Genomic DNA, 12,163 nt, shown 5'->3' with positions numbered 1-12,163 from the left:
CGCGGCCGGGGGTTCGGTGGCGGTGCGGGGTTCCGTGGCGGCCGGGGCCGGGGGCCGTGGCGGGACCGGCGGGACCGGGGCGTGGGACGGGGGGTCCACCGGCGCCGTGCCACTGGTCGCGGACTCGGGTGCGCGGTCGTCCCGGGGCGGGGCGGTGGTGTCGGCGGCGGGGCCGACGGGCTCCGGGAGGAGCGGCGGCGGGGCGGCCGGGCGGGGCGGGACCTGAGCACGCTGCGCCTCGGTACTCATCCGCCCCCCTGGTCCGTTCCGTACCGCACGCGGATCGGCTGCACCGGCAGGCCCGTTGCTCGCCGCGTGCCGTCACTCTACGGGCTGCGGAGGCCGTGGTGGGAGCGGGCCGCCGGGCCGGCGAGCGATCTGCGCAGATCGTCCCCCTACCCAGCGGTACAACCGTCTGGCAAGCTGCGGCCATGACTGCCCGTGCCGCTGACCGGACCCGGTACAACCGGGCCACCGCCCATCTCGACGCCCCGATCGCCATCGTCGATCTGGAGGCGTTCGACGCCAATGCCGACGACCTCGTCCGGCGGGCGGCGGGAAAGCCGATCCGGGTGGCGAGCAAGTCGGTGCGCTGCCGGGCGCTGCTGGAGCGGGTGCTGGCACGGCCCGGGTTCGCCGGGATCATGTCGTTCACCCTCTCCGAGTCGCTGTGGCTGGCGCGGGCCGGGTTCGAGGACGTCCTGCTCGCCTACCCCTCGGCCGATCGCTCGGCGTTCGCGGAACTGGCCGCCGACCCGAAACTGGCCGCCGCCGTGACCGTGATGGTGGACGACCACGCCCAGCTGGAACTGATCGACGCGGCGCGGGCCGGAGGCACGGAGGAGATCCGGGTCTGTCTGGAGCTGGACACCTCGCTGCGGATGCTCGGCGGCCGGGTCAGGATCGGGGCCCTGCGTTCGCCGCTGCGCACCCCCGCCCAGCTGGCGGAGCTGGCAAGGTCCGTCGCCCGCCGGCCCGGCTTCCGGCTGGTGGGGCTGATGGCGTACGAGGGGCACATCGCCGGGGTCGGCGACTCGCTCGCGGGCCGGCCGCTGCGCTCCCGGGCGATCCGGCTGATGCAGGCCTCGGCCCGCCGGGAGCTGGCGGTCCGACGGGCCGAGGTGGTGCGGGCGGTACGGGCCGTGGCGCCGGACCTGGAGTTCGTGAACGGCGGGGGCACCGGCAGTGTGCAGCACACCGCGTCGGAGGCCGCGGTCACCGAGATCGCGGCCGGTTCCGGCCTCTACGTGCCGCGGCTGTTCGACAACTACACCTCGTTCACGGCGCGGCCGGCGGCCCTGTTCGCCCAGCCCGTGGTGCGCCGGCCGGGGGTGGGCGTGGTGACGGTGCTCGGTGGCGGCTATCCGGCGTCCGGGGCGGCGGGTGCGGACCGGCTGCCCGTCCCGTATCTGCCGGAGGGTCTGCGTTACGACCCGCAGGAGGGCCCCGGCGAGGTACAGACCCCGCTGCTCGGCGCCCCGGCCGACGATCTGCTGATCGGTGACAAGGTCTGGTTCCGGCACGCGAAGGCCGGTGAGCTGTGCGAGCGGTTCGACGAGCTCCAGCTGATCGAGGGGGACCGGGTGACGGCGACCGTGCCGACGTACCGGGGCGAGGGCCGGACCTTCCTCTGAGCGGGCCGGGTCAGGGGGCGACGGAGCTGCCGACGCCCCCGCCGGTCTCGCTGTCGCCCAGGGGCCGGATGCCCTGGGTGAGGGTGTCCATGAGGGCGAGCGGCACACCGCCGGATCCGGCGTCGAAGGCGTAACGCACGACGACGGGCGACTCGCTGCCGACGGCCGACGGGAAGACGAGCGACTGCACGTAGCCGCCCGGCCCCTTGCCGGTGACGACCCGCCAGCGCACCTGGTAGCCGGTGCGCCCGGCGACGCTGACGGGGCCGGCGGCGATCTGACGGTGGGACATGATGCCGCCGTGGATGGGCCGGCCGATGATGTCCTCCTCGTACGCCCGGTCCGCCGCGGCGACGACGTCCTTCCTGGCGATCGCCTCCGGCGTGGCGGGGTCGGCGCCGCCTGCGGTACGGATGGTGACCGTGCCGTGGTAGCACATCGCGGAGGAGGTGCCGGGGCAGTAGTAGGCCTCGGAGTCGACCGTGCGCATCGTCAGCATCTCGTCGGTGGGATGCTCGACCCGCTCCCAGCCGTCCGGGATCGGCAGGGTGATGCCGTTGAGCTGGTCGACGAGCACGCCGGGGTCCTCGCCGCCGGCTGTGGGGTCCGGCGACGGGCCGTCGTCGCCGGGGGCTCCGTCGCCGGTGTCTGCGGGGCTCGGGGCGGATTGGTCCGTGCGGGTCGCGGCGGGTTCGGCGCCGTCGCCCCGGTCGAGCAGCATCACGCCCGCCACGGCCACGACGACCAGGGCCATACCGGTGGCCACGAGCGCGAGGGTCCGGGCGGCCGTGGCGCCGCTCCCGCCGCCTCCCCGGCCGGGCGCGGACGGCTGGATCACGGTCACGCACGAGCGGGTGTGGGCGGTCCAGGCCGTCCCGTCCCACCACCGCTCGTTGCCTGGGGCGGCCGTGTCCGGATACCAGCCGGGCGGAGTCGCGTTGCTCATCGCCCCATTTTAGGTTCCCGGCCCAACGGCCCTACAGCGGTGTGACATACGCCCCGGAGATCCCGCCGTCGACGAGGAAGTCCGTGGCGTTGACGAACGAGGAGTCGTCGCTCGCCAGGAACGCGACGGCGGCCGCGATCTCGGTCGCCTCGGCGAAGCGGCCGAGCGGGATGTGCACGAGCCGGCGGGCCGCGCGCTCCGGGTCCTTGGCGAAGAGTTCCCTCAGCAGCGGGGTGTTCACCGGTCCCGGGCACAGCGCGTTGACCCGGATGCCCTCGCGGGCGAACTGGACGCCCAGTTCGCGCGACATCGCCAGCACGCCGCCCTTGGAGGCGGTGTACGAGATCTGGGAGGTCGCCGCTCCCATCCTGGCCACGAAGGAGGCGGTGTTGATGATCGAGCCCCGGCCCTGGCGCCGCATGTAGGGCAGGGCCGCCTTGCAGCACAGGTAGACGGAGGTGAGGTTGACGTCCTGGACGCGTTTCCACGCCTCCAGTCCGGTGGTGAGGATGGAATCGTCGTCGGGCGGGGAGATGCCCGCGTTGTTGAAGGCGACGTCGACGGAGCCGTAGGTGTCGAACGCCGCCTTGAACAGGGCCTCGACCTGTCCGGGGTCGGTGACGTCCACGCGTACGAAGAGGCCGCCCACCGCGTCGGCGGCCGCCTTGCCCGCGGTCTCGTCGATGTCGCCGCAGACCACGTGCGCCCCCTCGGAGGCGAGCCGGTGGGCGGTGGCGAGGCCGATGCCGCTGCCGGCGCCGGTGATGACGGCGGTGCGGCCGACGAGGCGGCGGCAGATGTTCCCGTTGTCCGTGGTCATGTCCGGTTCAGGCCTCCGTACTGAGGAAGACGTTCTTGGTTTCGGTGAAGGCGGTCAGGGCGTCCGGGCCCAGTTCCCGGCCGAGGCCGGACTGTTTGAAGCCGCCGAACGGGGTCCAGTAGCGGACCGCGGAGTGGGAGTTGACGGAGAGGTTGCCCGCCCGGACGGCCTGCGCGACGCGCAGCGCGCGTCCCACGTCACGGGTCCAGAGCGAGCCCGCGAGGCCGTACTCGGTGGCGTTGGCGAGCCGGACGGCGTCGGCCTCGTCCTCGAAGGGCAGGACGACGGCGACCGGTCCGAAGACCTCCTCGGTGGCGACGGGCGCGTGTGCGGGCACTCCGGTGAGGACGGTCGGCGGGAACCAGAACCCGGGGCCCCCGGGCGCGCTGCCGCGGAGCGCCGCGGCGTCCTCGGGGACGTGGGCCCGTACCCGTTCCAGCTGGGTCCGTGAGATGAGCGGGCCCATCTGCGTCTTCTCGTCGGCGGGGTCGCCGACGACGACCGCGCCGAGCGCCGGGGCGAGGAGTTCCAGGAAGCGGTCGTACGCGGAGCGCTGGACGAGGATCCGGGTGCGGGCGCAGCAGTCCTGGCCGGCGTTGTCCAGGAAGGACAGCGGGGCGGCGGCCGCGGCGGCTTCGATGTCGGCGTCGGCGAAGACGATGTTGGGGCTCTTGCCGCCGAGTTCGAGGGTGATCCGCTTCACGTGCTCCGCGCACTTGGCCATGATCTGCTTGCCGACGCGGGTGGAGCCCGTGAAGACGATCTTGGCGACTCCGGGGTGCTCGACCAGCGCGTTGCCGGTTTCGTCGCCGGCGCCCGGCAGTACCTGGAAGAGGTGCTCGGGGAGGCCCGCCTCCCGGGCGAGTTCCGCGAGCCGGAGCGCGGTCAGCGGGGTGGTCTCGGCGGGTTTGAGGATCACGGCGTTGCCCGCCGCGAGGGCGGGCGCGGTCCCCCAGGCGGCGATCGGCATGGGGAAGTTCCACGGGGCGATCACCCCGATGACGCCGAGGGGTTCGAGCAGCGTGAGGTCGATGCCGCCGGGGACGGGGATCTGCCGGCCGCTGAGCCGCTCCACTCCCCCGGCGGCGAAGTCGAGCAGATCGCGGACGTTGCCCGCCTCCCAGCGGGCGTTGCCGATCGTGTGCCCGGCCTCGCGGACCTCCAGCCCGGCCAGCTCATCGGTGCGGGCGTCGACGGCGGCGGCGAACCGGCGCAGCAGCCGGGCCCGGTCGGCGGGGGCGAGCGCGGCCCAGACCTGCTGGGCCGCCGCGGCCCGGCCGACGGCGGTGTGCACCTCGGCAGCGGTGGTGGCGGGGACGGTGGCGAGGAGTTCCTCCGTCGCCGGGTTCAGGACACGGTGCTCATGGATCAAGGAGGCCCTCACAGGCGTTCGAAGGAGCGTCGGAGCTCCCAGTCGGTCACCGCTGCGTCGAAGGCGTCGAGTTCGACGCGTGCCATGTTGCGGTAGTGCGCGACGACTTCGTCGCCGAAGGCCTCGCGGGCGATCTCGCTGTGCTCCCAGAGTCCGGCCGCCTCGCGCAGGGTGGTGGGGACGTGGTCGTACGCGGCGGCGTAGGCGTTGCCCTCGCACGGTTCGGGGAGTTCCAGCGCGTGCTCGATGCCGTACAGGCCCGCGGCGACGAGCCCGGCGACGGCGAGGTACGGGTTGACGTCGCCGCCCGGGAGGCGGTTCTCCAGGCGCAGGGACGGGCCGTGGCCGACGACGCGCAGGGCGCAGGTCCGGTTGTCGTGGCCCCAGGCGACGGCGGTCGGGGCGAAGGAGCCGGGCTGGAAGCGCTTGTAGGAGTTGATGTTCGGCGCGTACAGGAGCGAGAAGTCGCGCAGGGCGGCGAGCTGGCCGGCCAGGAAGTGGCGCATCACCGGGGCCATGGCGCCGTCGGTGTCCGCCATGACGCTGCGTCCGGGCGCGCCGGTGGACCGGAGCGAGAGGTGGATGTGGCAGGAGTTGCCCTCGCGCTCGTTGAACTTGGCCATGAAGGTGAGCGCGACGCCTTCCTGCGCGGCGATCTCCTTGGCGCCCGTCTTGTAGACGGCGTGCTGGTCGCAGGTGACCAGGGCCTCGTCGTACCGGAACACGATCTCGTGCTGTCCGGGGTTGCACTCGCCCTTGGCGGACTCGACGGTGAGGCCCGCGCCCGCCATCTCGTTGCGGATGCGGCGCAGCAGGGGTTCGACGCGGCCGGTGCCGAGGACGGAGTAGTCGACGTTGTACTGGTTGACGGGGGTCAGGTCGCGGTAGCCGCGGTCCCAGGCCTGTTCGTAGCTGTCCTTGAAGACAATGAACTCGAGCTCGGTGCCGACGTGCGCGGTGTAGCCGTGCTCGGCGAGGCGCTCCAGCTGGCGGCGCAGGATCTGGCGGGGAGCGGCGGTGACGGGTGAGCCGTCGGCCCAGGCGAGGTCGGCGGTGACCATCGCGGTGGCCTCGTGCCACGGAACCCGGCGCAGGGTGGTGAGGTCGGGACGCATGGCGAAGTCGCCGTAGCCGCGGTCCCAGGAGGACATGGCGTACCCGTCGACGGTGTTCATGTCGGTGTCGACGGCGAGGAGGTAGTTGCAGCCCTCGGTTCCGTGCCGGACGACCTCGTCGAGGAAGAAGGCGGCGGCGAAGCGTTTGCCCTGGAGACGTCCCTGCATGTCGGGGAAGGCCAGGACCACGGTGTCGATCTCACCGCTGCCGACGAGGAGGCGGAGTTCCTCGACGGCGAGCGGGGCTGTTCGGTCGGACACGGATGGATCCTCTCCTCGCGGGCCGACAGATGATCCAAATCTACGGGCGGGGCAAGGGATTTGGATACGGTGCCGGTTCGTTCCGCGTGCCGTGCGAGTGAAGTGAGGGATCCGATGAACCGTCCGCTGATCGGTGTCAGTACCTACCTGGTCGCCTCGGCGCGCTGGGGCGTCTGGGACCTTCCGGCGACGCTCCTGCCCGCCGGCTACGCCCGGCTGGTCCGGGAGGCGGGCGGGCTTGCGGTGCTGCTGCCGCCGGACGAGCCGGAGTGCGCGGCGTCGGTGGTGGCGCGGCTCGACGCGGTGGTGGTGGCGGGCGGTCCGGATGTGGATCCCGCGCGGTACCGGGCGGAGCGCGACCCGCGGACCGGGCCGCCCGCGCCGGAGCGGGACGGCTGGGAGGCGGCGCTGATCGGGGCGGCGCTGGAGTCGGGCACGCCGCTGCTCGGGATCTGCCGCGGGATGCAGCTGCTGAACGTGGTGCTCGGCGGCACGCTGGCGCAGCATCTGGACGGGCACACGGGGCCGGACGGGGCGGCCGGGGTGCTCGGAACGCACACGGTGACTCCGGTCGCGGGCACGCGGTACGCCTCGGTGGCGCCCGGGCCGTGCGGGGTGCCCACCTACCATCACCAGGCCGTGGACCGGCTCGGTACGGGGCTGGTGGCCTCGGCGCACGCGGCGGACGGCACGGTGGAGGCGGTCGAGCTGCCGGGGCCGGGGTGGGTGCTCGGGGTGCAGTGGCATCCGGAGATGGGCGACGACGTACGGGTGATGCGGGCGTTGGTGGCGGCGGCGTCGCCGGCGGGCTGAGGCGGTGTGCGCCGGGGCCTGTCGTCCGGATCGTGCCGGGCTCGCGGGGTCCGGCACGATCCGGACGAGAGCCCCTCGGTGGACCCGCGGGAACGGCCTCCGGTCCGGGCGGCCGCCGTCGCCCGTACGGCGTAGCGTGGCGAGGGAAGAGTATCCGTCGCCGTCTCGTCGGGCCGCCCGCCGTGAGCGCGGCCGGCCGTCCAATCCGCCTCCTTCTCGTGGCCCGGTACCGAGAGGAGGAACGATGTCCGTCACAGCACCGGATGCGGTGAAGCAGGAAGCGTTCGCGGGCCGCATGGTCCAGGTGGTGAACGACACCTGCCTGGGTCTGATGGCGGGCCTGGGCCACCAGAGCGGCCTGTTCGACACGATGGCCGGGATGGCGCCGGCCACGAGTACGGAGATCGCGCGGGCCGCCGGTCTGAACGAGCGCTATGTCCGGGAGTGGCTGGGCGCGATGGTCACCGGCGGCATCGTGGACTACGAGCCCGGGCAGGGCGCGTACGCGCTGCCGCCCGAGCACGCCGCCTCGCTGACGCGGGCGGCCGGGCCGGACAACCTGGCCCGGATCGCGCAGGACTTCGGCATGATGGGCGAGGTCGAGCAGCAGGTGCTGGAGGCGTTCCGTACCGGGAACGGGCTGCCGTACTCGGCGTATCCGCGGTTCCAGGGCCTTCAGGCGGAGGAGTCCGGTGAGGTCTTCGACCTGGCTCTCGTGAACGGGATCGTTCCGCTGGTGCCCGGTCTCACGGAGCGGTTGCGCTCGGGCATCGAGGTGCTGGACATCGGTACCGGTCACGGTCACGCGGTCAACGTCCTGGCCCGGGCCTTCCCGGCGAGCCGGTTCCAGGGGCTCGACATGTCCGAGGAGGGCATCGCCGTCGCGCGTGCCGAGGCGGCCGCGCTGGGGCTGGCCAACACCGCCTTCGACATCGGCGACTGCGCCGAGGTCTCCGGCTCCTACGACCTGATCACGGCGTTCGACGTCATCCACGACCTGGCCCGGCCGGCCCGCGCGCTGGCCTGCGTCGCCGCCGCCCTGGCCGAGGACGGTGTGTTCCTGATGGGGGACATCGCGGCGTCGAGCCGTCTGGAGGAGAACATCGACCACCCGCTGGGCCCGGCGCTGTACACGTTCTCGGTGTTCTACTGCATGTCGGTCTCGCTGGGCGAGGGCGGTGAGGGGCTGGGCACCGTATGGGGTGAGCAGACGGCCCGGAAGATGCTCGGCGAGGCGGGGTTCGGCCGGATCGACACCCGTCGGGTCGAGGGCGACATCCTGAACGTCTACTACGTGGCCCGCCGCTGACGCCACGGACCCGCTGGCATCACCCGGCAAGCCGCCGCCGCAACCAGTCCACCGCGACCGCGCCCTGGGCCGCCTGGAACGCCCTGAGCGTCGGCAGACCCGGAGGGTCCGGGCGCAGCGAGTGCGCGACGAAGTAGCCGGCCAGCGCGGCGAGTACGGCGGTGACCCCGGCGGGGTCGGCGCCCCGGCCGAGCGGGTGGGCCGTGAAGACGGTCTCCGGGTCGGGGCCGCCCTGGGCCGCCACGCACGGCAGCATCGCCAGCAGGTCGAACCAGGGCGCCGCGCGCACCGCGTGGGGCCAGTCGACGAAGACGACGCGGTCCTCGGTGAGCAGGATGTTGTCGGCGCGCAGGTCGCCGTGGGCCAGGCTGTCGCCGGCCACGGGCTCCTCCCAGCCGGACTCCAGTTCAGCGAGTGTGCCGAGCCGGCGGGCCACCCAGGGGTCGAGGCGCGCGGTGTCACCCGCCGCGTGCAGGGTCCGCCAGCCGGTGAACATCGTGGTCTTGCCGCTCGCGGCGGGGGGTGCGTCGACCGGGGCCGGGGTGAGGGCACGCGTCAGGTCGCCGACCGCGGCCAGGACGCGGTCCAGCTCGGCCGGGTCCCAGGGGACGCGGGGCTGGTGGCCGTCGATGTCCTCCAGGACGAGGGCGACACAGGTGCCGTCGTCGTACGAGCCGAGCAGCTTCGGTGCGGGGGCGTGTGCTGGGAGCGCCGCGGTGTTCCGGGCCTCGGCACGGTGATGGTCCGGGCTGTCGGGGTTGGTCTCCGCGCTCACCGCCTTCACGAAGGCGCGGCTTCCGTCGGCGAGCCGGACCCGTGCGGCGACCCCGGGCGAGAAGCCGCCGCTCTGGCTGCGGGCCTCGACGACCGGCGCGCCGAGGATGTCCTGGACGGCGGCGCGTACGGCGTGGGGCAGGCCGGCCCAGTGGTGGCGGACGCCGGTGGCGGGCGGTGCGGTCACGGTCATGGGCCCATCCTTGCGGCGCGGCCCGCGGGCGGGCCAGCGGGTTTCCGGCGGCCGCGACCGCGCGGTTCAGTCGGCGGCGGGACCCGACCGCGTGAGGGAGAGCAGGTCGCGGGCCGGGCCCGTGGGGCGGTGGCCCGCGGGCCAGACGGCCCGGAGCTGGCGGCGCAGGCGGACTCCGGCGATGGGTACCTTGACCAGCCGCCGGGCCGAGAGTTCCTCGCCGAGGGCCAGCTCGCTCAGGACGCAGGGGCCGGCACCGCTCTCCGCCGCCCCCTTGACCGCCGTGGTGGAGGAGAGCTCCAGGAGCGGCTGGGCCAGTCCTCCGTGCACGGCGAGGGCGGCGTCCAGGACCTGGCGGGTGCCGGAACCGCGTTCGCGCAGGATCAGCGGCGTCCCGGCCAGCTCGCGCGGGGTCAGCGGGGTGCGGCGGCGGGCCCAGGCGTGCGAGGGCGCGACCACGACGACGAGGCGGTCGTGCGCGATGACGGTGCCGTCGAGCCCCTCCGGCACGGAGAGGCCCTCCACGAAGCCGACATCGGCCTCACCGGTCAGCAGGCGCTGTGCGACCACTGCGGAGTTGCCGGCGAGCAGCGAGACCGCGGTGCCGGGCCGTGCGCCGCGCAGCGCTATCAGCCAGCCCGGGAGCAGGTATTCGGCGATGGTCATGGAGGCGGCGACCCGCAGCCGGGAGTCGCGGCGGTCCCGCAGCGCCTGCGCGCCCGCGTCGAACGCCTCGGCGGCCTCGACGATCCGGCGCGCCCAGTCGGTGACGAGCGCGCCCGCGTCGGTGAGGCGGGAGCCGCGGGGCGAGCGGTCGAGGAGGGCGAGGCCCAGCTGTCGCTCCATCGAGCGGATGCGGCTGCTGGCGGCGGGCTGGCTGATGCCGACGTCCCGGGCCGCCCGCCCGAGGCTGCCGTGCCGGGCGACGGCGAGGAGCAGCTCCAGGGCGCCGAGATCGGGTACCCGGTGCGAGAGGAGTGCGGGAGCATCGCTGGTCATAAGTCCACCTTATGACCTCATAGGCCGGGACTCCCTGGTGGGGGACGGTACGCGTACCGAGAATCGTGGCATGGCCATCTTTCCGCAGACCCGCACCGCTCCCCCGTACTCCGCCGCCGTCCGGCGGCCGGCCCTGCGGCACTTCGGCCCCAACTGGTACGCGACCGTCATGGGCACCGCGATCGTGGCGAGTGCGGGCGCGGCCCTGCCCGTGCACGTCCCCGGGCTGCGGGCGGCCTGCGCGGCGGTGTGGGTGCTCTCCGCCGTCCTGCTCGCCGCCGTGCTGGCGGCCCGTGCCGGGCACTGGGCGGCCCACCGCGACCAGGCCCGTGCCCATCTCCTGGACCCGGCGGTCGCACCGTTCTACGGCTGCCTCTCGATGGCGCTGCTGGCCGTCGGCGGGTCCGGGATGGTGGTCGGCAAGGACGTGATCGGACATCAGGCGGCGCTCGCCCTGGATGTGCTGCTGTACACCGCGGGCACCCTGACCGGGCTGGCCGCCGCCGTGGCGGTCCCGTATCTGATGATCGTGCGGCACCGGCCGGAGCCGGGCACCGCGTCGCCGGTGTGGCTGCTGCCGGTGGTGGCGCCCATGGTGTCGGCCGCGCTCGGGCCGCTGCTGGTGCCGGAGCTCGCGGAGGGCCAGTGGCGGGAGGCTCTGCTGCTCGCCTGCTACGCGATGTTCGGGATGAGCCTGCTCGCGACGCTGGTGATGCTGCCGCTGGTCTTCGCCCGGCTGGTCCACCGGGGGCCGCTGCCGCTCGTGCTGACGCCCACGCTGTTCCTGGTGCTCGGCCCGCTGGGCCAGTCGACGACCGCGGTCAACGCGCTGGCCGATGTGGCGCCGGGTGCGATCCAGGCCCCGTACGCCGCCGCGCTCGGTGCGTTCGCGGTGCTGTACGGGGTGCCGGTCATGGGGTTCGCTCTGCTGTGGCTGGCCCTGTCCGGCGTTCTCGTGGTGCGGGCGCTGCGGGGCGGGATGACGTTCGCGATGACGTGGTGGGGCTTCACCTTCCCCGTCGGTACGTGTGTGACGGGGGCCGCCGGTCTGGCCCGCCACACCGGTCTGGACGCGTTCACCTGGCTGGCGGTGGCGCTGTACGTGCTGCTGGTGGCGGCCTGGGCGGTGGCCGGGGCCCGGACCGTGCGCGGGCTGGTCGACGGGACGCTGCTCGCGGCGCCGCGGGCCGCCGCGCCGGTGACGGCCGGGACGGTGTGACCGGGGCCCCGGTCCCTCAGCGCCGCGGGTCGAAGGTGGCGTCGATGTGCTCGGCGACGGCGACGACCAGCAGCCGGGTACCGGGAACGGTGGCGCGCCAGCGGTGGCGCACCCCTCCGGAGAGGAACAGGGTGTCGCCGCGCTCCAGCCGGTAGGCCTGGCCCTCGGCCTCGACCTCGGCGGCGCCCTCCGCGACGTACATCACCTCGTCGTTGCGGTGCTGGAACTCGCGCCCCAGGTCGAGCTCCCCGGTGAATTCGAGGGCGCTGAGCTGATGGCGGCCGCGTACCACCCTGCGTACGCCGTCCTCCTGGCCGCCGCGCACGACATCGACCTCGCGCGCGGAGTCCGCCGCCGCGCGCAGGCGTGCGGTGGTGGTCTCCAGCGCTTCGGCGACCCGGTCCAGGGAACGGGCGCTGGGCCTGGCCCGCTCGTTCTCGATCTGGCTGAGGAACGGCACGGACAGGCCGCTGCGCGCGGCGACCGCTGCCAGGGTGAGTCCCAGGGATCTGCGCTGTCGGCGGACCGCAGCGCCCACCCGGAGTGTTTCCTTGTCGTCCATTGTCCGGCTCCCTCCCGACTCGCCATCCTTCCGGCTGCGAGCACCTTACGCACACCGTTGGGCGAGGAAGGCCGGTAAAGAGACGTTCCGACAGTCCGAAAGGGGTGGGCACCGCCACCGGCGGTGCCCACCCCTTTCCGTGCCGC

11 protein-coding genes are annotated in these 12,163 nt (G+C 73.9%); 4 read left to right on the top strand and 7 right to left on the bottom strand.

The genetic code is table 11. From position 1 onward, the window contains the following. Positions 1-431: 431 nt before the first annotated feature. The gene (locus tag ACIQMX_RS26650; RefSeq protein WP_402481732.1) at positions 432-1,634 is read left to right on the top strand and encodes an amino acid deaminase/aldolase; all 1,203 of its coding nucleotides are present in this window, start codon (positions 432-434) and stop codon (positions 1,632-1,634) included. A 10-nt stretch (positions 1,635-1,644) separates the two neighbouring features. Here ACIQMX_RS26650 and ACIQMX_RS26645 read toward each other — a convergent pair whose 3' ends face one another. The 4 genes from ACIQMX_RS26645 to ACIQMX_RS26630 are packed head-to-tail and all read right to left on the bottom strand — an operon-like array spanning position 1,645 to position 6,148. Further along, positions 1,645-2,580, bottom strand: a complete 936-nt coding sequence (locus ACIQMX_RS26645) for a DUF2510 domain-containing protein (protein ID WP_402481729.1) — start codon at positions 2,578-2,580, stop codon at positions 1,645-1,647. 31 nt (positions 2,581-2,611) lie between these two features. Further along, positions 2,612-3,400, bottom strand: a complete 789-nt coding sequence (locus ACIQMX_RS26640; RefSeq protein WP_402481727.1) for a 3-oxoacyl-ACP reductase — start codon at positions 3,398-3,400, stop codon at positions 2,612-2,614. Between the two features lie 7 nt (positions 3,401-3,407). Next, on the bottom strand, positions 3,408-4,772 hold the full coding sequence (locus tag ACIQMX_RS26635) for an aldehyde dehydrogenase family protein (RefSeq protein ID WP_402481724.1): 1,365 nt from the start codon (positions 4,770-4,772) through the stop codon (positions 3,408-3,410). 8 nt (positions 4,773-4,780) lie between these two features. Next, positions 4,781-6,148 carry a glutamine synthetase family protein gene (locus ACIQMX_RS26630; RefSeq protein ID WP_402481721.1) on the bottom strand — a complete coding sequence of 456 codons (1,368 nt, stop codon included), beginning with the start codon at positions 6,146-6,148 and terminating at the stop codon, positions 4,781-4,783. Between the two features lie 114 nt (positions 6,149-6,262). On the opposite strand from ACIQMX_RS26630, the gene ACIQMX_RS26625 reads away from it, so the two are divergent. Both ACIQMX_RS26625 and ACIQMX_RS26620 read left to right on the top strand, forming a co-directional pair. Continuing rightward, positions 6,263-6,961: a gamma-glutamyl-gamma-aminobutyrate hydrolase family protein gene (locus ACIQMX_RS26625; protein WP_363077126.1), complete on the top strand. Its 699-nt coding sequence runs from the start codon at positions 6,263-6,265 to the stop codon at positions 6,959-6,961. Between the two features lie 244 nt (positions 6,962-7,205). Beyond that, a complete protein-coding gene (locus tag ACIQMX_RS26620; protein ID WP_402481718.1) occupies positions 7,206-8,270 on the top strand; it encodes a class I SAM-dependent methyltransferase in 1,065 nt (354 codons plus the stop codon). Between the two features lie 19 nt (positions 8,271-8,289). Here the strand turns inward: ACIQMX_RS26620 and ACIQMX_RS26615 are convergent, their stop codons facing one another. Together ACIQMX_RS26615 and ACIQMX_RS26610 are read right to left on the bottom strand one after the other, a co-directional pair. Next, on the bottom strand, positions 8,290-9,237 hold the full coding sequence (locus ACIQMX_RS26615) for a phosphotransferase family protein (RefSeq protein WP_402481715.1): 948 nt from the start codon (positions 9,235-9,237) through the stop codon (positions 8,290-8,292). A gap of 66 nt (positions 9,238-9,303) precedes the next feature. Beyond that, the gene (locus ACIQMX_RS26610) at positions 9,304-10,236 is read right to left on the bottom strand and encodes a LysR family transcriptional regulator (RefSeq protein WP_402481712.1); all 933 of its coding nucleotides are present in this window, start codon (positions 10,234-10,236) and stop codon (positions 9,304-9,306) included. Positions 10,237-10,306: 70 nt separating this feature from the next. Here ACIQMX_RS26610 and ACIQMX_RS26605 point away from each other — a divergent pair, with 70 nt between their 5' ends. Continuing rightward, the gene (locus ACIQMX_RS26605; RefSeq protein ID WP_363077134.1) at positions 10,307-11,455 is read left to right on the top strand and encodes a TDT family transporter; all 1,149 of its coding nucleotides are present in this window, start codon (positions 10,307-10,309) and stop codon (positions 11,453-11,455) included. Positions 11,456-11,471: 16 nt separating this feature from the next. Here ACIQMX_RS26605 and ACIQMX_RS26600 read toward each other — a convergent pair whose 3' ends face one another. Beyond that, positions 11,472-12,017 carry a helix-turn-helix domain-containing protein gene (locus ACIQMX_RS26600; protein WP_363077136.1) on the bottom strand — a complete coding sequence of 182 codons (546 nt, stop codon included), beginning with the start codon at positions 12,015-12,017 and terminating at the stop codon, positions 11,472-11,474. Between the last annotated feature and the right edge of the window lie 146 nt (positions 12,018-12,163).

It is taken from the genome of Streptomyces sp. NPDC091416, from assembly GCF_044756845.1.
Lineage (GTDB): Bacteria > Actinomycetota > Actinomycetes > Streptomycetales > Streptomycetaceae > Streptomyces.
This window is presented reverse-complemented; position numbering and strand designations above follow the sequence as displayed.

Excerpts from the sequence above, each read along its gene's own strand:
- ACIQMX_RS26650 (WP_402481732.1), top strand. The coding sequence starts at position 432 with ATGACTGCCCGTGCCGCTGACCGGACCCGGTACAACCGGGCCACCGCC.
- ACIQMX_RS26645 (WP_402481729.1), bottom strand. The coding sequence starts at position 2,580 with ATGAGCAACGCGACTCCGCCCGGCTGGTATCCGGACACGGCCGCCCCA.
- ACIQMX_RS26640 (WP_402481727.1), bottom strand. The coding sequence starts at position 3,400 with ATGACCACGGACAACGGGAACATCTGCCGCCGCCTCGTCGGCCGCACC.
- ACIQMX_RS26625 (WP_363077126.1), top strand. The coding sequence starts at position 6,263 with ATGAACCGTCCGCTGATCGGTGTCAGTACCTACCTGGTCGCCTCGGCG.
- ACIQMX_RS26620 (WP_402481718.1), top strand. The coding sequence starts at position 7,206 with ATGTCCGTCACAGCACCGGATGCGGTGAAGCAGGAAGCGTTCGCGGGC.
- ACIQMX_RS26615 (WP_402481715.1), bottom strand. The coding sequence starts at position 9,237 with ATGACCGTGACCGCACCGCCCGCCACCGGCGTCCGCCACCACTGGGCC.
- ACIQMX_RS26610 (WP_402481712.1), bottom strand. The coding sequence starts at position 10,236 with ATGACCAGCGATGCTCCCGCACTCCTCTCGCACCGGGTACCCGATCTC.
- ACIQMX_RS26605 (WP_363077134.1), top strand. The coding sequence starts at position 10,307 with ATGGCCATCTTTCCGCAGACCCGCACCGCTCCCCCGTACTCCGCCGCC.
- ACIQMX_RS26600 (WP_363077136.1), bottom strand. The coding sequence starts at position 12,017 with ATGGACGACAAGGAAACACTCCGGGTGGGCGCTGCGGTCCGCCGACAG.